Below are 19,903 nucleotides of genomic sequence, written 5' to 3'. Positions count from 1 at the left end.
ACCTGGCTGCAATCGATCGGCTTCATCTCCGAGCCGCTGACGCTCGTGCGCAACGAGTTCGGCGTCATCGTCGGCATGTCGCATTTCCTCATCCCCTTCGCGGTGTTTCCGCTGGCTTCGGCCATGCGCAGCCTCGACGAGCGCGTGCTGCTCGCGGCGCGCGGGCTTGGCTCCAGCCGCATGCGCACCTTCTGGACGGTGTTCGTGCCGATGACGCGCTCGGGCATCATCGGCTCGGCGATGATCACCTTCGTCTTTTCTCTGGGCTTCTTCGTCACGCCGGCGATCCTCGGCGGCGGCCGCAGCGTGATGATCGCCGAACTCATCTATCTTCGCATCTTCCAGAGCCCGGACTGGGGCCTGGGCGCGGCGATAAGCGTCGTGCTGGTGGTGTTCGTCGGCGCGCTGATGGCGCTTTTGTTCCGCTACGTCAAACCGAAGCAATTGGTGTAGGGCGATGCCGACCTACCGCCCTGGCCCCGTCTCGCTCATCCTCGCCGTCCTGGTGGCGCTGTTTCTGCTTATGCCGTTGCTCGCCGTCATCCCGGTGTCGCTGACGCCGAGCCGCATGTTGACCATGCCGACCGGCGAACTGTCGCTGCGCCACTACCGTTCGCTGATCGAGGATCCGCGCTGGCTCGAGTCCATCCTGCTCTCGATCCGCATCGGTGTGGTCAGCAGCGCGCTTTCCACGGTGCTCGCGCTCACCTTCAGCCTCGGCGTGTGGATGTTCCAGCCGCGCTTCACCGCCGCCCTGGTCGGCTTCGTCCTTTTGCCTATGGTGGTGCCGCCGGTGGTCTCGGCGGTGACCCTGTATTTCCTGCTCACCTCGGTCTCCGGCATCTCATCCTCCTTCGGTTACGACACCTGGCTGGGTGTCGCGATGGCGCATTCGGTGATGACGGTGCCCTTCGCCACCGTTCTGATCCTGGTCTCGCTCAGCCAGCTCGATCGGCGCATCGACCTCGCCGCACGAGGCCTGGGCGCCAGTGTGTGGGAGCGCGCGACGCGCATCATCATGCCCAACATCAAGTTCGGCATCGTCACCGCGGCGCTCCTCTCCTTCGTGCTCTCCTGGGAAGAGATCGGCGTGACGCTGTTCATCACCTCGGTGAACGCCATTACGCTGCCGCGCCTGATGTGGATGGGCCTGCGCGACAACATCGATCCGGCGATCGCAGCCCTTTCGGTGATCCTGATCATTATCACCGTGCTGGTGCTCGCCGTGCGCAGCGTGATTACGCGCCGGCGAGCCGCACCATAAAACCGCGACTTTGCACCAAAACGAAAGAGGCCCGCCGGGAGCGACGAGCCTCTGACGGTGCCAAAGTGGAAGTCTGGCCCGTGGTGATCCGGGGGTGTGGATCGCGTAAAAGTCTAGCCACCCGAAGTCCGGCGCGCGATTTACAAATCCGTAAACCTCGGCGTGCCGGGAGCGGGCGGCGGCGGCAGAAAAGCCTATAATATCATCGGCTTGTGAGCATCCGCGACCGCGCCGGGGCAGCATCCTTCAATCAAAAGTGATGGGAAGAGCGCGAGAAGTCGAGCCCGATCGGCGACGACGGCCAGCCCGTGACGACATGACAAAATCCGGCCGCTACCGGTTTCCCGGCAGCATTCTGGCCAGGATCGCGTCCCGGCTGATGAAGTGACAAAGCGCGGCCAGGGCATGTATGCCGGCCGACGTGTTGCCATCCTGTTTGGAGGGCGCGCCGCGCAGGCGAAGGCTGCTCGCCCTCGCCTGCGTCGGAGCCGTTCAGGCGGCCTGCGGCGGCCGCATTCTTTCGACAAGAGCCTGCCGGGCCGGGCCGGCGAGCGGCCTGTCCATCGTCAGCAGCCCGTCGAGCAGAACGAGGAGCTCACGCGCTGCGGACGACTTGCAGGAATAATAGACCATCTGGCGGTCGCGGCGGGTGTCGACCAGGCCAAACCTGCGCAGTTTGGCCAGATGCTGGGAGAGTGCGGACTGGCTGAGTTCGACCTTGTCGGCGAGCGCGCCGACAGACAATTCGCCCTCGGCCAGGTAGTTCATGATGAGCAAACGCTTCTCGTTGCCCATTACCGCAAGAAAGGCTGCCGCGCTTTCTGCGTTGGCGGTAAGTTTCTTGGTCACCATCGGTTTCCCCATGTTCATGCTCTTCCGAGGCCACGGGGGCAATGGCTTCGGAATTCCAGAGCATTTGATGGGCCTGCTCCGACACGCAGTCGGAACCTGCCCTGCTTCTTTGTTCGACCAATACCCTCCGTAACCCGGTTGCCACCACGTCGGGATCTTGGTCTCGGACAGCCTGCGCCGCGTTGTTGCGCGACGCAAGTTGGCGCAGACTCGGAATAATTCCGCGCCGCTAATGAGTATCAGCGCTTCGTCCTTTCAGCAAGATAGCGAAGCTGGCCCAGTCTCCGGCATGCCTTCGAGCAGACAACGAGACGAAACCTGGCCGGCCCGGCGCCGCGAAAGACGCACGTTGTCGCCGTTTCCTTGAGGACTCACCCCGTTTCCGAACCCGTGCTAATGTTTAGCCGGGGAGCAAGGGGGACATGAGCTGGAGGAAGAAGCCCGTGTCCAACATGTCGCGAAACACATTCACGCCCGCCGAGACGGCGCTGTTGGGGCGTGTCTTCGAGAGCGGCCGCATCGATGGAGAAACCGAAGAGCAGAAGGAGGCGCGCGCCTCCCGCATCATCGCCAATTACATGGCCGGCATCACCGATGAGACGGAACTCATCGAACTGTCCCGCAAGCCGCTCGGAAGATAGCCGGCAGCCACGCCCGTTACCGGCGCGCTGCTCACATCCTGTTGAAATATCGGGATGAAACTTGCCGCGCGGTGGCGCGTTTATCATCCGCTCACAACGCATTAGGGGTTTCGCGATGATCCAGGGATGGTTTTCCAGGCCGGTCGAAGTCGCCGTCGGCGTGGCAGGCTCGATCCGACACATTTCCAACGCCCAGCAGGCTGTGGAGCTGCTGACGGGCCAATGGCGCGACGCCGGCAGCGCGCAGCATGACGCGGCGCTGCGCGCCTGCCGCCGGGCAATGAGCGGCGACGTTCCGGCCGACAATGCCAGGGAAGTCTTCATCAGCGCAGCGCGCGAAGCGCATGTGCTGGTCGAATAGTGCCAAGGCGGCATCCTGTCTTCTGTAGAAGAGCGACACGACGCGCGAATTGACCGGACGCTTCCGCGCCGGCCGGAACCGCTGCCTGACGCGTTCATCCGCCTTTCGGCTCCGATCTCGCCGCGGGCGACAGCGCGGCCAGTGACGTTGTCACATGTTTTTTGCGCGGCGCGCCGGCGCAATGAATCCGCTGCGTGAGCCAACTCCGGCCGGCCCATCGCTAATCTCTAAAATTCTCCGGAACATTATCGGCAGTGTTTGGTTAATGCGCGGGGTCCGCCGATCGGCCCGCATCCCGACAGGCGCCTGCCGGCGCCGTTGCTTATCAAAAGACCAACATACGAACGGAGCATGTGATGAACGACGTCTGGTTTTCCGAGCCGGTCGTGATCGATTTCGAACCAAGCGGACATCGCAAGGTCTCAAGCTGCTTCGAGGCAGTCGAATGCCTCGACCTGCGCTGGCCAAGGCGGGCGCGCGACCGCGCCTGGCGGTCGGCAAGCCGCGTCTGCCGCGACGCGCTCGACGGCTTGAGAAGTCCTACCGAAGCCCGCAAAACCCTGCGCAAGGCAGCGAAGGCCGCCGGCCTGCTGGCCTGAAGCGTGTCGCGATCCCGTGCGGAAAAATCCGCCACCCGGATCGTCTCGAATTACCGCTAAGGACTTGCTCCCGGCGGCCCGTAAGCCAGAAACTTCGGAACATTGCAGCCGCCGACCTGTTACTTCTCCGTAGTCTCCTGACTACACGGGTTCCAGACCCAAGCCGAGCCCGTTCCGGCTTCCCATCGCCGGGGCGGGCTTGATTTTGTGCGGTATCGGTTGCGGCATCCCAGCGAGTGAGGGGCAGCGACCGACGCATACTTTTCAGCACGCCCTTGCGGACATCCTGACGGGGATACATGAAAACGCCGGCCGCTGGACTTTCGGGGCGCCTGTTGTTCAGGCGGTACCATTTCAACGAGCCGGCCGCCGGCGCTCAATGCGAAGCGAGAGGCATGGTGAACGGGCGGCTAATATCCACAGGAAGCGGCCGATTTGGAAAGAAGATCAGCCAAACCCGCCGAGCACCTCCGGGAATTGTACGGCCATCGCGCCCTCTTCCGCTTGCCTTGCGTAGATCTGGTGCATTTTCCCCGCGTCGTAACGCGCGCGGCGGCGATGCACGTCGTTACCGAAGAGACCACCGACGGCATCGAAGCGCCGGAGGAAGCGTTTCGTTATCCCGCGCTCGAACGGCAGCCGCTGCCGGAAGGGCTTATTCCAAGGCGTATCCTCTGCCAGATCGCGCCAGATCTTGAGGGCTTCAAGCTCGACTCCAATCTGGCTGCCCCAAGGCTTGCCGCCCGCGAAATGCCGTGCATAGGCCTGAGAAAACCGATAATCCCGGGCGCCGTTCGACATCAGATTCCAGTTCGGGTGCATCGTCTGCCATTTGCCCTCGAAGGCGACATTGAGCGCGTTCTGGTCGTTCATTTGTCCGTCAACGGCGAGCTTTCGGGCCTGCTTCAACAGGTCTTCCTCTCGCACCGGCCGCATGTTGAAGACGATAATGCCGGCATTGAAATAGGGCGCGCCCGGTTGCATCGACATCTCGTCTCGGTAACCCGGGCGGAAGTACATGTAGTCGTCGTGGGCCGCTAGGAGGTGCGCGTGGATAGGCTGGTCCACCAGATCGGCAATGTCGCGGTTGAACAGAACGTCGCAGTCGATATGTGCGATGCGATCGTATACCGCGAATTCGCTGAACCGGTCGGCGAACAGGCGGATGAAAGTGGCGACGCTCCCCGGGCGAAAACGGTAGCCCGAGTCAGCCATGAAGTTCGTCACGTCCACGATCCGGACACGGTCTTTCAGCAACCGATACGCAATGCCGACATCGTCCTGATTTGCCCCGAGATGCATGATGAAACCAGGTGTCGTTTTGCGCGAAACGTCGAGAATTCTGCGCGCTGCTAGGCATGCATACGGAAAGTACTTGGCATCTGCCGCCAGAAAAAAACACGAATTGGTCATTTGAACCGTTTGTGAGCCTATTTAGCCCTAGTGCCTGTCACAAAATGCTTCTCGATGAAAGTTTCGATGGGACCAGTGAGGGCGCCCGCCTCTCTTTTTATTTTATCGTCCTCCCACTCCCACCACCGGATTGCCAGCAGCTTCGAGATGACGTCTTGCGAAAAGCGATATCTGATTAGCCGGGCCGGAGACCCGCCTACGATCGCATAGGTCGGCACGGTCCTAGTGACCACCGCCCCGGCGCCTACCACCGCGCCATCGCCGACCTCAACTCCTGGTAAAATTATGGCGCCGTGGCCGATCCAGACGTCGTTGCCGATCGTGATGCCGCCTGGTTTGCCGCCATTTCCGATCGGCTCCGGTTGGTTCAGTATCCGGCTGTGGATTGGAAATGAGGTGGCGCTGCCGGTCGAATGCTGACCGGAGCACATGAAAAGCACGTCACCCGCGATCGAGCAGAAGGCCCCTACTTGCAAAGGTGATTCCTTCGATGGGAACAGAACCTTTCGCCACGTCACGCCGTAAGTGTGGCGGCCGATAGCAACATTCTCCGGAAGTTTAGAGCGGGCATCCCGCAACCATTTGGAAAAGATAGACATATGCAGAGCTCCCCGCAGCCCTTCTGCGATTTAGCAGTAAATGAGCCAGCCATAGCTCTCGTGATTCTCAGCCTGAGATCACCCCCAGCCCAAGTCTATATTGTTAATCCCGTCTCTACTGATGCGGTCGCGAAGCACGGCGATCCGATTGGCCAAATCCAGCGAAAGCCTTTCGTGCGTCTCCACCAGAACATGACCGATGGACCGATAGATGCCGTTATCGAGCATGGACTCGATGCATTCCGCTTCCGCACCCTCAATGTCCATCTTAATAACGGCAATCGGTTCCTCGATCCCTCTCAGAAACTGCACGAGATCGATCACTTCGACTTCAACGGCGGGGCCGTTCGCGTGCTCGGGCACCTCGAACAGAGATGACCACTCGGTCATCCGGACATTTTTCGTGTCGGGCCTCTGATTAAGGATTGCCGTCCTCGCGGAGCCGCCTACCGCGTTTGGAATGATCGTTACCCGCTCGTCATTGCCGAACCGGCCCTTCAAGATCTTGAGAGCCCTAGGGTCCGGCTCAAAGGCGATTACCTTCATGCCATAGCTGAGAGCGTGCCGGGTAACGTCGCCTACATTGGCCCCGAGGTCGATGAAAAGGCCATGGCGCGGAAGGGATTTCATCAGCTGATGAAAGTCGAACTCAGCCTGCCTCTTCGGACGCGGCGGACGATGCCATCTGCGATACAGATGCCAGCGCAATACAAATTCGAGATAACTTTCCTGTAACACTCTGAGTCCGTCTGCCCTTCGGCGCGGATATACTGGGCACCGCGCGCGTCTTCAAGCATCCAAATTCCCCAAAGCGCCGTGTTTCCACTTGGATCAGATATTCAGGTCATCGGCGGGCGATCACCTCGGGAACGATCGCTTTCATGCCATCATCGAGCGTTCCGTGGGTGTCGAAGCAGGCGCTGAGCGCGAACTTGCCGCCGCTTCGGCCGCAAGTGGAACCGCGAAAAGGATTAAAAGTTGGAAATCGGTTCTTTTTCGAGTTGGAACCCTTAGCCGGGAAAGCGCTAAGTGATTGAAATTAATGGCGATCCCGGCAGGATTCGAACCTGCGACCATCGGCTTAGAAGGCCGGTGCTCTATCCAGCTGAGCTACGGGACCGCTGGCCGGCCGGAGCCGGCTGATGCGAGTACGCGGATCGATCTAAAAGGATGATCCGCTCCGATTTTGTTACGCAATTCCGGACGGAAAACCGCTGTGCACTTTTGCTCGGATTGCTCAATGGGTCCAGGGCGTCCTGCGGTCATAGCGGAAATTGTCCGAATAGGAAATCTGCCGGCGCTTCGGCTCCTTCGGCTCCTCGACACGATAGGCAATGCCCTGCTTCTCGGCATAGGCGACCGCCTCTTCTCTGGTATCGAAGGTGAGCCGCACCTGGCTCAGCATATCGCCGGACGAGGTGTAACCCATCAGCGGATCGATCTTCTTGCGCTGGGCTGGATCGAATTCCAGCACCCAGTGGCCGGTCTTGGCCTTGCCGGACTGCATCGCGGTTTTGGCTGGGCTGAAAATGCGCGCGGACATGGCCACCTCTTTGCCGCCCGAAGACCGGGCAATCATTTAGCGCGCGCCAAAAGGCCGAATGGAGCCTTAGGCCACGCGCCAGCCCGTCAATACTGTGCAACGGCGCCGGCGGCAAGGCCATACGCAGCCACGGCTTGGCCAGCGGAGGTCGGAACCTCGCGCCAGCCCGGACATTAACCGAAATGAGAGGCGACCAGCACAGCCGCTCCGACCAAAGGTCCAAGGTTGCGGGGCCTTCGTCCGCCTCGCGTCGCCATCCCCCTCAACAAGCCTGGACAGTCCGCCATGACCATGACAACCGAACATCCCGTCCTGCAGCTGGCCCTGCTTGTCGGCAGTCTGCGGGCCCAATCCTACAGCCGCAAGATCGCCAAGGCGCTGGCGGCCCGCGCACCGGATTCGTTGCGCTGCCGCTTCATCGAGATCGGCGAGCTGCCTTTGTATAATCAGGATCTCGACGGCGAGACGCCGCCTGCCGCCTGGTCGGCGTTCCGCGCCGCCATCGGGGAATGCGACGCGGTGCTGTTCGTCACGCCGGAATACAACCGTTCGATCCCGGGCTGCCTGAAGAACGCCCTCGACGTCGGCTCACGCCCCTCTGGCAAGAGCGTCTTCAAAGGCCTGCCCGCCGGCGTCGTCAGCGTCAGCCCAGGCAAGATCGGCGCCTTCGGTTCCAACCAGGCGCTCAGGCAGACCTTCGTCTTCCTCGACATGCCGGTGATGCAGCAGCCGGAGGCCTATATCGGAAATGTCGCCGAGCTGCTCGACGACAGCGGCGCGATTAAGAACAGCGACACGGCCGCCTTTCTGAAAGGTTTCATCGAGGCGCTGGAGACGTGGATCAGAACCGTGCGGCCGGGCGGCTCGTCCTTCGACGCCTTCATGAAGCACCGCGAGAAGATCGCCGAGGATTACGTCAACGGCAATGCTACATCGCTGAAGGCCATCGTGACGCATAGCGAGCCGGCCACCTTCTTTTCGCCGCGCGGCGACCATCTCGAAGGTGCCGATGCCGTTGCCGGCCGATACGAGCGCGACGCCGCCAGCTTCCACGAAGGCGGCAGCACCGACATCGAGGTGCTGCAGGCCTCCGCGAGCGGCGATCTCGCCTTCTGGACCGGGCTGCAGCATGCGAGGGCGCGCATGGGCAAGAACGGACACCCGGCCGAGATGACCTTGCGGGTGACGGAAGTGTTCCGGCTGGAGGACGGCGCCTTCAAGCTGGTGCATCGCCACGCCGACCCCGCCAACGGGTAATCTCCCTATCCGCGACACAATGCCGGGCTCTTTGCAACCACGGCCTATTCCCATTGCCTCGTCAGCGGCATATGTCGGATACATGGCCGTGGCACGTGAGAGCCATGACGACGATAAAGACAAGAATGGGCATGGAAGCGGAAATCTCGTCGGATTGGACCGGCGAGCCGGCGATCCTCGAAGGCGCGATCGTGATCGGCGCCGGCGCGGCCGGATTGGCGGCGGCCTACGCCCTGATCGAGGCCGGGATCGCCACCGAGATCCTCGAGCGCGAGGGGCGGCTGGCCGAGCCCTGGCACCACCGCCATGAGAACCTGCATCTCAACACGCATCGCGACCTCTCAACGCTGCCCGGCGTTTCATTTCCGCAAGGCACGCCCGCCTTTCCGCACCGCAGCGCGGTGATCCGCCTGTTCAACGACTTCGCCCAGACGCACCGGCTGCCGATCGCCTTCGGCGTCGTCGTCGAGGAAATCGATTTCCGCGGCGATCACTGGCTGCTGAAGACCAGCACGGGACCGCGAGCGGCGCGCCACGTGGTGATCGCCACCGGGCGCGACCGACAACCCTTTATCCCGGCCTGGAAAGGCATGAAGGATTTTTCGGGCAAGATCGTCCATTCGGCGCATTTCGGCCGGGCGAGCGACTATGCTGGGACAAAAGTGCTGGTGGTCGGCGCCGGCAATTCCGGCTTCGACGCGCTCAACCATCTTTCCGGGGTCGAGACCGGGCAGATGTGGCTCTCGGCGCGCAACGGGCCGTCGCTGCTGCCCAAGCGCATCGGCAAGATCGCCGTGCATCGTTTCTCGCCCGTCATGGCGAGACTGCCTGCCCGGCTCGCCGATGCGGTGATGGCGGCGACGCAGCGGCTGGTCTTCGGCGATCTCGGGAAGTACGGCCTGCCCCCCGCCCCATCCGGAGGCGCCAGCCGCCTCGGCTCGGACTATACGGCGATCGCCGCCGATGACGGTGCGGTCGACGCGATCAAGGCCGGCCGCATCATCGTCGTGCCGCAGGTCAAGGAATTCAGGCACGACGGCGTCGTTCTCGAAAGCGGCCAGTCGATCGCGCCTGACATCGTCATTGCCGCCACCGGCTACCGCACCGGGCTGGAGGCGATGGTGGGCAGGCTCGGCGTGCTCGATGCCAAGGGAGTGCCGCTGTTCAACGGCCCGGCGAACGACCCGAAACTGCCCGGCCTCTGGTTCACCGGCATGCGGCCGAGCATTCGCGGCTGCTTCGCCAATGCGCGCATCCAGGGCGCGGCGATCGCCGGCAGGATTGCCAAGCAAAGGCGCTGAGGCGCTAGTCTGCGCGCGAGGCTTCCGTTTTGGGCCGGCCCCGGAAGCTTTAAATGCCGCGAGCGTCGGAGTGCAGCGCAGCCTGGTAGCGCACCTTGATTTGGGACCGCCGGGGCTTAGGCGAATTGCCATTTGGCTAAAGCCGCTAGACGGGCGCCGCTCGCGGCTCGTCGGCGACACCAGCCGCCGCGCAAGGCGACAAGTCCTATTGCGAAACCGCGCAAAGCGCATATTGTCGAGCGTGGTCGGGGATCGTACCCGGCGGTCGAAGAGGCGATCGACGCGGTGCTGCGTTAGGCGATTGGGTCAAGGACTCGATGCAGCAAGGGGCTATGAGTGTTACGGCCACAGGGCGCGGCCAGCGTGAGCAAGCCGACGGCGATATTGCCCGCGAGCAAACCGTCCTCTTTCGCCTCACCGACCGACTTTACCGCGCCCATGGCCTCGTCGAGATCTACGATGCGGCCCTGGATGCCATATGCGACGCCCTCGGTTCGTCGCGCGCCTCGATCCTGAAATTTGACAATCACGGCGTCATGAGCTTCGTCGCGTGGCGCTCACTGTCTGAAGAATACCGCAAGGCTGTCAACGGCCACACGCCGTGGACAAGCGATCAGCGCGACGCCAAGCCCATCTTTGTCGAGGATATTCGGTTCAGCGGTGAATCTCAGCAACTCATCGAAACGGTCCTCGGCGAAGGCATCGAAGCGCTGGCCTTTATCCCGCTTGCCAGCTCCCGCGAGCTCATCGGCAAGTTCATGGTCTACTACCCAGCACCCCATAGCTTCACCGATCGTGAACGCGAACTTGCGTTGACCATTGCCCGCCAGCTCGGGTTTGCGATCGAACGGGACCAGGCGGAAACCACTGCAGCGCGGCTAAGCGCGCTTGTCGAATCCTCAGATGACGCGATCATCGCGACGGATCCGGACGGCATCGTCACGGACTGGAACCGTGGCGCCGAGCGTCTCTACGGCTACCCCCGCGCGGAAATTATCGGTCGTTCGCTCATGTTGCTGATACCGCCCGATCGCCAGAACGAGGACCGGGAGATTCTGGCGCGCATCCGAGATGGAGAGCATGTCGAGCATTTCGAGACCGTTCGCCTGCGCAACGACGGCAGTATCGTTCCCATCTCTTTGACCGTTTCCCCCATCGCGGACGCGTCGGGCACAATTGTCGGTGCTTCCAAGATCGCCCGCGGCATCTCCGAGCGGCTGCGCTCACAAGAGCAGCGGGAGATACTGCTCCGCGAGATGGACCACCGGGTGAAGAACCTCTTCGCCATCGCAAGCTCGATCATCAAGTTGAGCGCCTCGACCGCCGAAACGCCGGCGGCGCTCGCCTCGATCGTGTCTGACCGCCTCGGTGCCTTGGCGCGGGCGCATGCGCTGACGATGCTCACGTCGGATGGCCGCTCTGCTCAGGTCTCCGCGAGCCTGCATACATTGGTGAACGCGATCCTCGCGCCATACCGCCATGTGGCCAATGAGCATCCCCGCTTCGCGATCACCGGCATCGATATCCCCGTGCCTGCGGCAATGATCACGCCGCTTTCCCTCCTGCTGCACGAATTCGCCACCAACGCTGCCAAACATGGCAGCCTCTCGGCGGCCGCCGGCTCAATAGAGATCGCTTGCGCCAATCGGGACGGCAAGGTGATTATTCAATGGCGAGAGGTTGGAGGACCACCTCCCGTCGCAACCGAAGAAGAAGGTTTCGGGAGCCGCCTGGTCCGCGTCGCCGCGAGCCAGTTGGGCCGAGTCGAGCGAAACTGGGACCCGGCCGGCGTCACTATCGAGGTCACGCTTGACGGTGAAAGATTTTCTGCCTGACGACCAGAAGGCCGAGCTGAGGTGGGGATCTCCTCGGCCGGGTCGACCAATCGAGCATGACAGTCGGGCTAGCTCATGTCCCTAGCGGCGTCTTCGATCAGCTTGACAACCAAATTGCGAAACCTCTCGCCGGACCTGTTCCCTATATTTCCAACATCCTCGGCGACCATACCGGGTGACGAAACCGACACCTCCCCACTGACGTGAACGTTGACGGTGAATACCCTTCCGGCGGTGTTTTTCACTTCCGGCTTTCGGTAGATTCGAAACCGAACAGAGGGCGTCAGCGCTTTGTCACGGCCCCGCGGAACGGTGTCTATGTCGATGGTCATCTCGCCCGACACCTCTGCCTTGGCCGCTACCAACGACGCAACAACGACATCGTCCAGCCAGGCCCTGGCTTGGGTGCCGAAATCCGGCACCTTGGCGTTCGCATCCTCCTTTTGCTGGCGAGGAGCTTTCTTGCCGCGCTCAAGGGCTTCTTTGAACTTAGCCACCTAATCGCCTCCGACTTGTCAGCCTATGAAGCGGCGCTCACACATTGGTCACCGCCCTGCCAATCAATAAAACGCGCGCCATCCCAGTGCGTTGCAATGAACAGCCCTTCGGCGCGCGGTTGATCGGTCGACGGGCCGACGCGCGAAGGTTTGCTGGCAACGGAGCGTTCCTGGGCTCCGCCGTCAAAAGGCAACGTTGCGATGCTGCTGCATAGAGGCATCCGGGCCTAAGCTTATTCAATTAAATCAATAGGTTATATAAAACCATCACATGGCACCGTCAGTAGGGCAAGACGGCGACGATCGGACGTCCAGGGTTCGGACCGAGGTTGTGCGCGCGTGGCCGCTTGCGCCCCGCCCGGCAGCCAGGTGGTACCTCTTTATCAATGCTTCACCATAGGAACAGCGGTCCCGGAACCTTTCTGATTGCTGCGAACTTCTGGAATTCCATGAATCCCAAAATGAAGGACTTCGGCATGAAAGTCACTGCAGCAGGCATCGACCGCATCAAGATCGGCAACGCCGACGCGAATGGCCAGGGCGCGCATTTCGTCGTTTGGCTTTATCTTCAGGTCGACGAAGGCGGCACACAAACCGGTCAGGAACTGGTGGTGTCGGTCCCGTACGACGCGCAGATGACCTTTGATGAAATCGCTACCCAGGCTTTCGAGAAGGCGCATAACCTGCTTCTCGCCTGCTGCGAGATCGATAAGTCCATGTGGTGGAAACAGTTCAACCACAGCCTAGCGCCGCTGCCTGAGTGGACGCCGGGCGCGCAGTAGTCGGGCGCGACCGATGCCGGTGCTAAGCCTTGGCAGTGAATGCCTCAGCCGGCCAATTCGGAAAGTTCGTCGGCCGCTTCCTCAAGACCTTGCGCCGCCGCTCGCTCGAGCCAAAGGCGGCCGACTGCCGGGTAGTGCTCTCCGGCTAGGCCCTTCGAGAAATATCGGCCGAGCATCAGTTGGGCCTGCCCGTGCCCACGCTCGGCCGCGGCCGCAAACCATTTCTGCGCCGCCACGTGATCGACCGGCAGTCCCTCGCCGGAGCTCTGCAGCGCGCCGAGAGCAAACATTGCGCCGGCATGTCCGTCGGCAGCAGCCCGTCGGAACAGCTGTATTGCGGCTTCGGGAGAGCGTTTGCCTCCGCTGCCATTGAGCAGCATCTCAGCAAGTGCCACTTGCGCATCGAGCATGCCGCCTTCGGCCGCTTGGGCAAACCAGGCACGAGCCTGTTGCGCGTCGGCAGCCACGCCGCGCCCGTCCCTGAGAATGCGCGCATACATGTACTGAGCCTCAGCCACGCCTTCAGCCGCGCGCCTCAGCCATTGCGCGGCGCGAGTTTCATCCTGGTGCACGCCGACGCCTTTGGCGAAACATAGCCCGAGATTGAAGGCGGCGATAAGGTCGCCCGATAATGCGGCCGCCTCGAACCACCCCGCTACGCTCGTGATATCGTCCGGCTCGCCGGCTCCCTGAAGAACAAGATTGGCCAGATCGACTTGCGCTGCCCGGTTCCCGCTGCTTGCGGCGGTGCGCAGCCAATGCGCCCCCTCTTGCTCGTCCCTGGCGACACCGTTTCCCGTCAGGTAGAGAGAGGCCAGCGCACGGGCGGCGGCCTGGTGCCCCCCCTCGGCCGCACGACGATACCAAATTGCCGCCTCTGAAAAGTCGGGCGGCCGGCTCTTCACGTAACGATCGCCGAGGAGATTCGCCGCCTCGAAATTACCCGCCAATGCCGCACGCCGTATCCAGGCCTCTCCAGCCATAGGATCCTGGTCGCCGAGGCTCCCGTCGACAAGCGCCAGACCCAATCGGAATTGGGCCGCAGCAAGCCCCTTCTCCGCAGCTGACTGATATAGTCGCACCGCGCCAGCAAGGTCGCCAGCGACACCGAGGCCATGTTCGGTCAGGATCGCGAGAAGATAGATCGCTGTCGGCAAGCCAGCGTCCGCCGCCCGCCGGACCTCATCGGCAATCCTGGACCGGTCTGCCGACAGACCCCGCCGTGCCAGCGAAAGGGCAAAACCAAGGCTTCCTTCGGCGCAGCCGGCCGCAGCCGACCGCTCGTACCACTTACAGGCAGCATCCGCGTCGCGCATCGGTTCGGGACCGCTGGTCAGGATGTAGCCGAGGAGTGCCTGGCCGGTGGCGGAGCCGGCCTCGGCCGCCTTCGTGGCAAGGTCGAGCGCTGACGCAAAGTCTGGCTCGCTCGTCGTGTCCTCCACGAACAGGCGTTCCGACTCGGAGCCCTTGTCAGCCTCGGCTGTCGCCATCCCGGTCACGTAAAGTGCGGCGAGAAGCGCCTGCGCATCAGCGCTCCCGTGATCCGCTGCTCGCCGCAGCCAGCGCGTCCCCTCTGCCCGGCTGGGCGGCACGCCGGAACCTTCGAGATAGCAACGCGCGACCCGATACTCGGCCTGGCCTATGCCCGCACGCGCAGCCGTGGCGAAGAGCGGAAAGGCCTCGGTGGGCTTGCCATTTTCAGCAAGCTGGGTCGCCCTGCGCAATGCTACGGATGGGCTAGCCAAACCAGTCAGGCGATCCAGAATTGTCATCGATGCCAGCCTCTGGCTGCTCCGGTTCCTCTTGAGCTGCAGACTACGGCTCGCGCATCGCTTCCTGACCGATCGGGAGCATCACCCCAAGCATGTATTTGAGCACCGTGCGCCGGCCGACCTGAACGTCGGCGGTCACCGGCATGCCGGGGGTGAGGGCAAACCCGGCGGGTACGTCATGCAGCGCGACCTGATCGATGGAAATGCGCGTCCGATAGAACGGTTCTGTGTTCGAGGGCAGCATTGCCAGCGAACTGTCTGGATCGCGGGCTTGCTCCTGAGCGGAGAAGGAATCCGGACTGAGCGTGCGCACGGTGCCGTGAGCGAGGCCGTATTGCGAATAGGGGAAGGTATCGAACTTGATGACGACAGGATCGCCGACATGGACGAAGCCACTGCTTCGGCCGACGACATTTGTCTCGATCTCGAGCGGCGCCTTGGCGGGCACCAGCGTGATCAGGCGCTCGCCCGACTGCAGGACCGAGCCGACCGACACCTTTGCCACGGACTGGACAATGGCATCTCCTTCGCTTTTCAGCTCGACCAGTTGCTTGCGCAGCTTTGCCTTGTTGAAGAGCTCGCGCGCGTCGGACATGCGAGAGCTCGCCTCCGACAAACCTTGCGAGACTTCCGCGCGCCAGCCTTGAATGTAGCCGGCGCGGTCGGCGGCTACCGCAGCCTGCTGGCGCCTGGCAGCTTCCGCCGTCTGCACGGCGTTGCCGAGCGCGCGCGACATTTCGGCCGAATTGTCCTCGGCCAGCAGGGTATTGAGGCGGCTCCCGACTTGCCTTTCTTCCAGCTGCTTGCGCATCTGTTCTATCGATGCCGCGACGGAGAGCCGCTGCCGGTAGCCAGCGGCATCAGATTGCGCGCGCGAGATCACGGAAGTGAGTTCATCGCTTTGCCGATCGAAATTCTCCAGCTTAGCCTCGTAGACCGCCTTGCGGCGCTCGAAGATCGAGGCCTGCAGGGTCCAGCTGGGGTCGAGGCCGTCATAGTTGAACTCCTTGCCGTCGGCCTCCGCCTTCAACCGTGCCACTTCGGCCTCAAGCGTAGAGACCTGCATGGCCAAGGCCTGCAGGTCTGCCGAGGCGAAGGTCGAATCGAGACGTGCAAGCAATTGGCCGGCTTGCACATGCTGTCCCTCGCGCACTTCGATCGAGCGGACGATCGCCGTCTCCAGCGGCTGCACGATGATGTTGGGCGATTGTGAAACCACGAGCCCCCTCGTCGTCACGACCTGGTCGACCGGTATCAGTCCTGCCACGGTGATCAAGACGATCACGAGGCTCGAAATCATCCATACGATGCCGCGCGCCGCCCGAGGAATCGGCGCATTCGAGACTGCTGTCGACGGCCATTGGAACTCGAGTATGGCCGGCGTCGTCGGATCGTTCGTTTTCGCTCGGCGCCAGCGAGCCTGGCGGACGGTGAGCGAGGTGCTACTCATGGCTTACCGGCCCTTGTTATCCAACTCATCTTTGGCGAGAACCACCATTTCAATCTCGACCCCGTTGCGGCACCACATCGTCAAACCAATCGCGGCGGTACGGCCGCCGGCCGGCCGCCACGATTGTCCAAATGTCGGTTCTGCTGCGACCACAGCTGGCGATAGAGCGCGCATCGTTCGAGCAGGACGGTGTGCGAAGCGACGTCGAGAACCTTGCCCTGCTCCATGACCAGGATCTGGTCGCAGTCGGTGAGCGAGGACAGCCGATGCGAGACGATGATCATGGTGCGGCCGCTGGCGATGCGCATGAGATTGGCGCTGACGACCGCTTCGCTTTCCGGGTCGAGAGCACTGGTGGCCTCGTCGAGAATGAGGATGGTCGGATCGTGGATGAGGGCGCGCGCGATCGCCAGCCGTTGCTTTTGACCGCCCGAAAGGTTGGGCGAACCTTCCTCGATGTAGGTGTCGTATCCGTTCGGCATGCGTTCGATGAATTCTTCCGCGCCGGCCAGATGCGCGGCACGCATGGCATCGGACAGCGTCAAGCCTGCGCGCCCGGCGATGATGTTGTCGCGGATCGACCCGCGGAACAGGAAATTGTCCTGGAGGACCACGCCGAGCCCCTGGCGAAGATGACGCAGGTTGATTTCCTTGAGGTCGACGCCGTCCAGCTTCAGGAACCCGCTGTAATCCCGGTTGATCCCCTGCAGCAGCCGCGCGATGGTCGATTTTCCCGACCCGCTCCGCCCGACAATGCCGAACATGGTCCCAGCCGGAATGTGGAAGCTGACCCGGTCGAGGGCGGGCGTCTTGGTACCGATGTAGCTGAACGTCAGATCGCTAAACGTAACTTCGCCGAGGAGCCTTGGCCGCAGACCGAGGGAGTTCGAACTCGTCTCCAACGGCCGGTTAAGGACGGATGCCGCCTCGCCGATTGCCGCCCCCACCTCCTCGTAGTCTTCGATCAGCCGCACCAACCCGACCAGCGGCTGGGCGACGCGTTGGGAGATCATCATGAAGGCGAACAGACCGCCGACCATATAGCCGGAACTGTCGCTCATCGCGAGATAGGCGCCGATCAGCATGGTGCCGAGCACCATTACGCGTTCAATGGGCGTAACCAGGGTCTGCGGCCAGCTGGCGAACTGCCCGAAGGAGAGGCGCGCGCTTCCCGCCTCCGCCACCTGCTCGTCCCAAAGCGCCTTGCGTTGCGGCTCGAGACCAAGCGCCTTCACGGTCTTAATGCCGACAACGGTTTCGCCCAGCGCCGCCGACTTCCAGGTCTCGGCCTCGATCACCCGCTGGTACCTTCGGCGCAGCGGCTTCAGGAAGGCAAGGATGATCAGCATGATCACCGCTGCGCAGGCAACGACGATCCAGGCAAGCGTCACGTTGATATAGAACATCACCGGCAGCAGCACGCACAGGGTGATCAGGTCCAGGAACGTGCTGAGCAGTTTGCCTGTCAGAAACTCGCGGATTCGATAGACCTGCGCGAGGTGGTACATTGTCTCGCCGGCGGGGTGGCGCTCGAAATAGTCGAGCGGCAGACGCAAGAGGCGGCTGAAAACGTGCAGCTGCAGCTTGGTGTCGAGGCGGGCTCCGACGACGTTGATGATCAGTCGCCGCGCGTGGCCCAGGAGCGTCTCGTATGCGAAGACGACAGCGACTATGGCCGACAAGAGCAACAGCGTCGAGACACTGTTGAACTGCAATACCTTGTTGACCACCGTCATGACGATGAGCGGCGGCAAAATGGTCAGAACGCTGAGTGTGAAGGAGGCGATGGCCACGTCGCGAAGCGGCCGGCTTTCGAGCCGCACCAGTTCGGCGATCCAGCGAAGGGTGAAAGGCGCATCCGCGGCAACATAGGATCGCGCGTTTCGCAGCAGCACCGCCTCGCCCGTCCACACCTGCGACAGGCGCAACTCGTCGACAGCGGTGGATGGACCATCGTCGGGCGCTTCCGGACTTTTGAGGAAGACCACGTTGCGCTCGGCACTCGCCCCGGTGAGGAGACCGGCGCCGCCATCGCTGAACAAGAGAACGACTGGTCCGGTATCTTGAAAGCGCAACAGGTGTGACCAGCGAACACGCACTGCGCGGGACCACATGCCGCCGTTCTGCGCCCATTCCGACAGGTCGGTAGCGCTTGGAAACGGGCCTGCGCTCGCTGCCCTGAATTCGTTCGGATCGAGCTCGATACCGTGATAGCGCGCGACCCGGAGCATCGCCTTGAGGCGCGGCCCGACCTGGTCGAACTCGGCGGGGCCACCGGGACTCCGCCCCATTTCGCTGGTGCCGCCGGGCATGCCGGTCGGGTCGGCCGCGGTCCCGGCGCGCAGCTCCACAGGCTGGATTTCAGCACTCCCAGGAACGTTCACCATGGACTCGCCTTCGGGTAGGCAGGCGGTGGTTCGACATTGCCCGCGGCGGACCAGTCCCGCCGGAATCTCTGGTGGCGCTGATGATACTCCACGGCGGTCGGTCGCGCGAGCCCCTTAACCACTCGGAAAGGCCGAACGCGCGGGCCCTGCCCTTCGGCAAAGCCCGCGCGCCCGCTTCTCAGCTTTGGACCGGCTTCTATCGTCGTCTGTCCGATCGCCATTCCTGCTCACTCATGCTCAGTCATGCGGCTTCAGAATGTCCTTCAGCGCCTTCTTCACCGTGTCGTCGCTGTTGGCGAAGCCGGCACCCTGCTTGTTCTGATCCGAGGTCAGGTCGGTGCTTGCACCCAACGGCTTGTTCTGGTTCTGACCAAATCCCCTGATCGTGTTGAGAACATTCAGGAGGTCGGTCGTCACCGAACCGGCGGCCTGGCTGACAAGCTGACGGAACGACGCATGGCTGACGGCATCACTGTCGGTCGAGCCGGATTGCAGGAACTGCGTCGTGTCCTTGAGCCCGAGCGAGTTGGCCGTGACCGCGGCGGTGCGATGGCCAGGCGAGCCATCGGCATCAGTGCCATCGTTGGAATGTCCCTTCCCAGGATTGCTGCTGTCGTTGTGGTCAGGATCATTGCCATGGCCGTTGTTGCCTTTGTCGCGATCACCGGTCTCGCCGCCGGGGCCGGTCGCTCCGGTCGGGCCCGTTGCGCCGCCCGGCCCGGTGGCACCCGTCGAGCCGGTTGCACCCGTTGCGCCGGTCGCACCCGTTGCTCCAGTCGCCCCAGTCGAGCCAGTTGCTCCGGTAGCTCCAGTCGAGCCAGTTGCTCCGGTAGCTCCAGTCGAGCCGGTAGCTCCGGTCGCACCGGTCGAGCCCGTGGCACCCGTAGCGCCGGTCGCTCCAGTCGCACCGGTGGCTCCGGTGGCTCCGGTCGCACCGGTTGCTCCGGTCGAACCCGTTGCTCCAGTCGCACCGGTGGCTCCGGTCGCACCTGTCGAGCCGGTTGCACCCGTAGCGCCGGTCGCTCCGGTCGCACCAGTTGCACCCGTGGCTCCGGTCGCACCGGTTGCTCCGGTCGAGCCAGTCGCTCCGGTAGCGCCTGTGGCACCCGTAGCGCCGGTCGCCCCAGTAGAGCCAGTAGCTCCGGTGGCTCCAGTGGCACCCGTGGCGCCGGTTGCACCGGTTGCGCCGGTCGAGCCCGTTGCTCCAGTCGCACCGGTTGCTCCGGTTGCACCCGTCGAGCCGGTAGCTCCGGTAGCTCCAGTCGCACCGGTGGCGCCGGTCGCACCTGTCGAGCCAGTAGCTCCGGTAGCTCCAGTCGCACCGGTGGCGCCGGTCGCACCTGTCGAGCC

The 19,903-nt window shown here is 62.9% G+C and carries 17 protein-coding genes, 1 tRNA gene and 2 pseudogenes; 9 read left to right on the top strand and 11 right to left on the bottom strand.

Annotated elements, in window-relative coordinates; all coding sequences use genetic code 11:
• On the top strand, positions 1-453 hold a 453-nt coding region (locus tag EOA79_RS17495; RefSeq protein ID WP_164893875.1), incomplete at its 5' end, for an ABC transporter permease.
• 4 nt (positions 454-457) lie between these two features.
• Positions 458-1,264: an ABC transporter permease gene (locus EOA79_RS17490; RefSeq protein WP_095826400.1), complete on the top strand. Its 807-nt coding sequence runs from the start codon at positions 458-460 to the stop codon at positions 1,262-1,264.
• A gap of 492 nt (positions 1,265-1,756) precedes the next feature.
• On the opposite strand, the gene EOA79_RS17485 is transcribed toward EOA79_RS17490, so the two are convergent.
• Positions 1,757-2,116 carry a metalloregulator ArsR/SmtB family transcription factor gene (locus tag EOA79_RS17485; protein ID WP_066999308.1) on the bottom strand — a complete coding sequence of 120 codons (360 nt, stop codon included), beginning with the start codon at positions 2,114-2,116 and terminating at the stop codon, positions 1,757-1,759.
• Between the two features lie 422 nt (positions 2,117-2,538).
• Between EOA79_RS17485 and EOA79_RS17480 the strand changes: the two genes are divergently transcribed.
• The 3 genes from EOA79_RS17480 to EOA79_RS17470 all read left to right on the top strand — a co-directional run bounded on the left by EOA79_RS17480 (position 2,539) and on the right by EOA79_RS17470 (position 3,717).
• Positions 2,539-2,757: a hypothetical protein gene (locus tag EOA79_RS17480; protein WP_245299680.1), complete on the top strand. Its 219-nt coding sequence runs from the start codon at positions 2,539-2,541 to the stop codon at positions 2,755-2,757.
• A 115-nt stretch (positions 2,758-2,872) separates the two neighbouring features.
• Positions 2,873-3,118, top strand: a complete 246-nt coding sequence (locus EOA79_RS17475) for a DUF982 domain-containing protein (RefSeq protein WP_095826401.1) — start codon at positions 2,873-2,875, stop codon at positions 3,116-3,118.
• A gap of 356 nt (positions 3,119-3,474) precedes the next feature.
• A complete protein-coding gene (locus EOA79_RS17470) occupies positions 3,475-3,717 on the top strand; it encodes a DUF982 domain-containing protein (RefSeq protein WP_066999301.1) in 243 nt (80 codons plus the stop codon).
• Between the two features lie 447 nt (positions 3,718-4,164).
• On the opposite strand, the gene EOA79_RS17465 is transcribed toward EOA79_RS17470, so the two are convergent.
• The 5 genes and pseudogenes from EOA79_RS17465 to EOA79_RS17445 all read right to left on the bottom strand — a co-directional run bounded on the left by EOA79_RS17465 (position 4,165) and on the right by EOA79_RS17445 (position 7,272).
• A complete protein-coding gene (locus EOA79_RS17465; protein WP_127334991.1) occupies positions 4,165-5,130 on the bottom strand; it encodes a glycosyltransferase in 966 nt (321 codons plus the stop codon).
• A 95-nt stretch (positions 5,131-5,225) separates the two neighbouring features.
• Positions 5,226-5,477, bottom strand: a pseudogene (locus EOA79_RS34275) (DapH/DapD/GlmU-related protein); the annotation flags it as partial.
• A 330-nt stretch (positions 5,478-5,807) separates the two neighbouring features.
• Positions 5,808-6,467 carry an FkbM family methyltransferase gene (locus tag EOA79_RS17455; RefSeq protein ID WP_127334990.1) on the bottom strand — a complete coding sequence of 220 codons (660 nt, stop codon included), beginning with the start codon at positions 6,465-6,467 and terminating at the stop codon, positions 5,808-5,810.
• A gap of 305 nt (positions 6,468-6,772) precedes the next feature.
• Positions 6,773-6,849: transfer RNA gene (locus EOA79_RS17450), tRNA-Arg, on the bottom strand.
• Positions 6,850-6,966: 117 nt separating this feature from the next.
• Positions 6,967-7,272 (bottom strand): ETC complex I subunit, encoded by a 306-nt coding sequence (locus tag EOA79_RS17445; protein WP_066999298.1) that lies wholly within the window; start codon positions 7,270-7,272, stop codon positions 6,967-6,969.
• Positions 7,273-7,557: 285 nt separating this feature from the next.
• Between EOA79_RS17445 and EOA79_RS34115 the strand changes: the two genes are divergently transcribed.
• From EOA79_RS34115 to EOA79_RS17430, 3 genes are all read left to right on the top strand, one after another.
• The gene (locus EOA79_RS34115; RefSeq protein ID WP_127334989.1) at positions 7,558-8,529 is read left to right on the top strand and encodes an NAD(P)H-dependent oxidoreductase; all 972 of its coding nucleotides are present in this window, start codon (positions 7,558-7,560) and stop codon (positions 8,527-8,529) included.
• 131 nt (positions 8,530-8,660) lie between these two features.
• Positions 8,661-9,830 carry an NAD(P)/FAD-dependent oxidoreductase gene (locus EOA79_RS17435; RefSeq protein ID WP_095826405.1) on the top strand — a complete coding sequence of 390 codons (1,170 nt, stop codon included), beginning with the start codon at positions 8,661-8,663 and terminating at the stop codon, positions 9,828-9,830.
• Positions 9,831-10,162: 332 nt separating this feature from the next.
• Positions 10,163-11,665: a PAS domain S-box protein gene (locus tag EOA79_RS17430; RefSeq protein ID WP_164748207.1), complete on the top strand. Its 1,503-nt coding sequence runs from the start codon at positions 10,163-10,165 to the stop codon at positions 11,663-11,665.
• 68 nt (positions 11,666-11,733) lie between these two features.
• Here EOA79_RS17430 and EOA79_RS17425 read toward each other — a convergent pair whose 3' ends face one another.
• On the bottom strand, positions 11,734-12,162 hold the full coding sequence (locus tag EOA79_RS17425; RefSeq protein WP_095826407.1) for a hypothetical protein: 429 nt from the start codon (positions 12,160-12,162) through the stop codon (positions 11,734-11,736).
• A 461-nt stretch (positions 12,163-12,623) separates the two neighbouring features.
• Here EOA79_RS17425 and EOA79_RS17420 point away from each other — a divergent pair, with 461 nt between their 5' ends.
• Entirely contained in the window at positions 12,624-12,944 is a 321-nt protein-coding gene (locus EOA79_RS17420) for a hypothetical protein (protein WP_127215447.1), read from the top strand.
• A gap of 44 nt (positions 12,945-12,988) precedes the next feature.
• Here the strand turns inward: EOA79_RS17420 and EOA79_RS17415 are convergent, their stop codons facing one another.
• The 4 genes and pseudogenes from EOA79_RS17415 to EOA79_RS17400 form a co-directional block, all read right to left on the bottom strand.
• The gene (locus tag EOA79_RS17415; RefSeq protein WP_095826409.1) at positions 12,989-14,716 is read right to left on the bottom strand and encodes an SEL1-like repeat protein; all 1,728 of its coding nucleotides are present in this window, start codon (positions 14,714-14,716) and stop codon (positions 12,989-12,991) included.
• 43 nt (positions 14,717-14,759) lie between these two features.
• Entirely contained in the window at positions 14,760-16,166 is a 1,407-nt protein-coding gene (locus EOA79_RS17410) for an HlyD family type I secretion periplasmic adaptor subunit (protein ID WP_127334987.1), read from the bottom strand.
• Positions 16,167-16,246: 80 nt separating this feature from the next.
• A complete protein-coding gene (locus tag EOA79_RS17405; protein ID WP_245322557.1) occupies positions 16,247-18,553 on the bottom strand; it encodes a peptidase domain-containing ABC transporter in 2,307 nt (768 codons plus the stop codon).
• A 237-nt stretch (positions 18,554-18,790) separates the two neighbouring features.
• Positions 18,791-19,903 (bottom strand): annotated as a pseudogene (locus EOA79_RS17400) (hypothetical protein); the annotation flags it as partial.

The sequence above is a fragment of the Mesorhizobium sp. M1A.F.Ca.IN.020.03.2.1 genome (assembly GCF_004023205.1).
Taxonomy (GTDB): domain Bacteria; phylum Pseudomonadota; class Alphaproteobacteria; order Rhizobiales; family Rhizobiaceae; genus Mesorhizobium.
Note: the sequence above shows the minus strand (reverse complement) of the source record. Positions and strands in the feature narration are given on the sequence as shown.

What these genes read in the sequence shown, in the direction of transcription:
- EOA79_RS17445 (WP_066999298.1), bottom strand. Translation starts at nt 7,272, where the DNA reads ATGTCCGCGCGCATTTTCAGCCCAGCCAAAACCGCGATGCAGTCCGGC.
- EOA79_RS17475 (WP_095826401.1), top strand. Translation starts at nt 2,873, where the DNA reads ATGATCCAGGGATGGTTTTCCAGGCCGGTCGAAGTCGCCGTCGGCGTG.
- EOA79_RS17435 (WP_095826405.1), top strand. Translation starts at nt 8,661, where the DNA reads ATGGAAGCGGAAATCTCGTCGGATTGGACCGGCGAGCCGGCGATCCTC.
- EOA79_RS17410 (WP_127334987.1), bottom strand. Translation starts at nt 16,166, where the DNA reads ATGAGTAGCACCTCGCTCACCGTCCGCCAGGCTCGCTGGCGCCGAGCG.
- EOA79_RS17485 (WP_066999308.1), bottom strand. Translation starts at nt 2,116, where the DNA reads ATGGTGACCAAGAAACTTACCGCCAACGCAGAAAGCGCGGCAGCCTTT.
- EOA79_RS34115 (WP_127334989.1), top strand. Translation starts at nt 7,558, where the DNA reads ATGACCATGACAACCGAACATCCCGTCCTGCAGCTGGCCCTGCTTGTC.
- EOA79_RS17405 (WP_245322557.1), bottom strand. Translation starts at nt 18,553, where the DNA reads ATGGTGAACGTTCCTGGGAGTGCTGAAATCCAGCCTGTGGAGCTGCGC.
- EOA79_RS17465 (WP_127334991.1), bottom strand. Translation starts at nt 5,130, where the DNA reads ATGACCAATTCGTGTTTTTTTCTGGCGGCAGATGCCAAGTACTTTCCG.
- EOA79_RS17420 (WP_127215447.1), top strand. Translation starts at nt 12,624, where the DNA reads ATGAAGGACTTCGGCATGAAAGTCACTGCAGCAGGCATCGACCGCATC.
- EOA79_RS17470 (WP_066999301.1), top strand. Translation starts at nt 3,475, where the DNA reads ATGAACGACGTCTGGTTTTCCGAGCCGGTCGTGATCGATTTCGAACCA.
- EOA79_RS17480 (WP_245299680.1), top strand. Translation starts at nt 2,539, where the DNA reads ATGAGCTGGAGGAAGAAGCCCGTGTCCAACATGTCGCGAAACACATTC.
- EOA79_RS17490 (WP_095826400.1), top strand. Translation starts at nt 458, where the DNA reads ATGCCGACCTACCGCCCTGGCCCCGTCTCGCTCATCCTCGCCGTCCTG.
- EOA79_RS17430 (WP_164748207.1), top strand. Translation starts at nt 10,163, where the DNA reads ATGAGTGTTACGGCCACAGGGCGCGGCCAGCGTGAGCAAGCCGACGGC.
- EOA79_RS17415 (WP_095826409.1), bottom strand. Translation starts at nt 14,716, where the DNA reads ATGACAATTCTGGATCGCCTGACTGGTTTGGCTAGCCCATCCGTAGCA.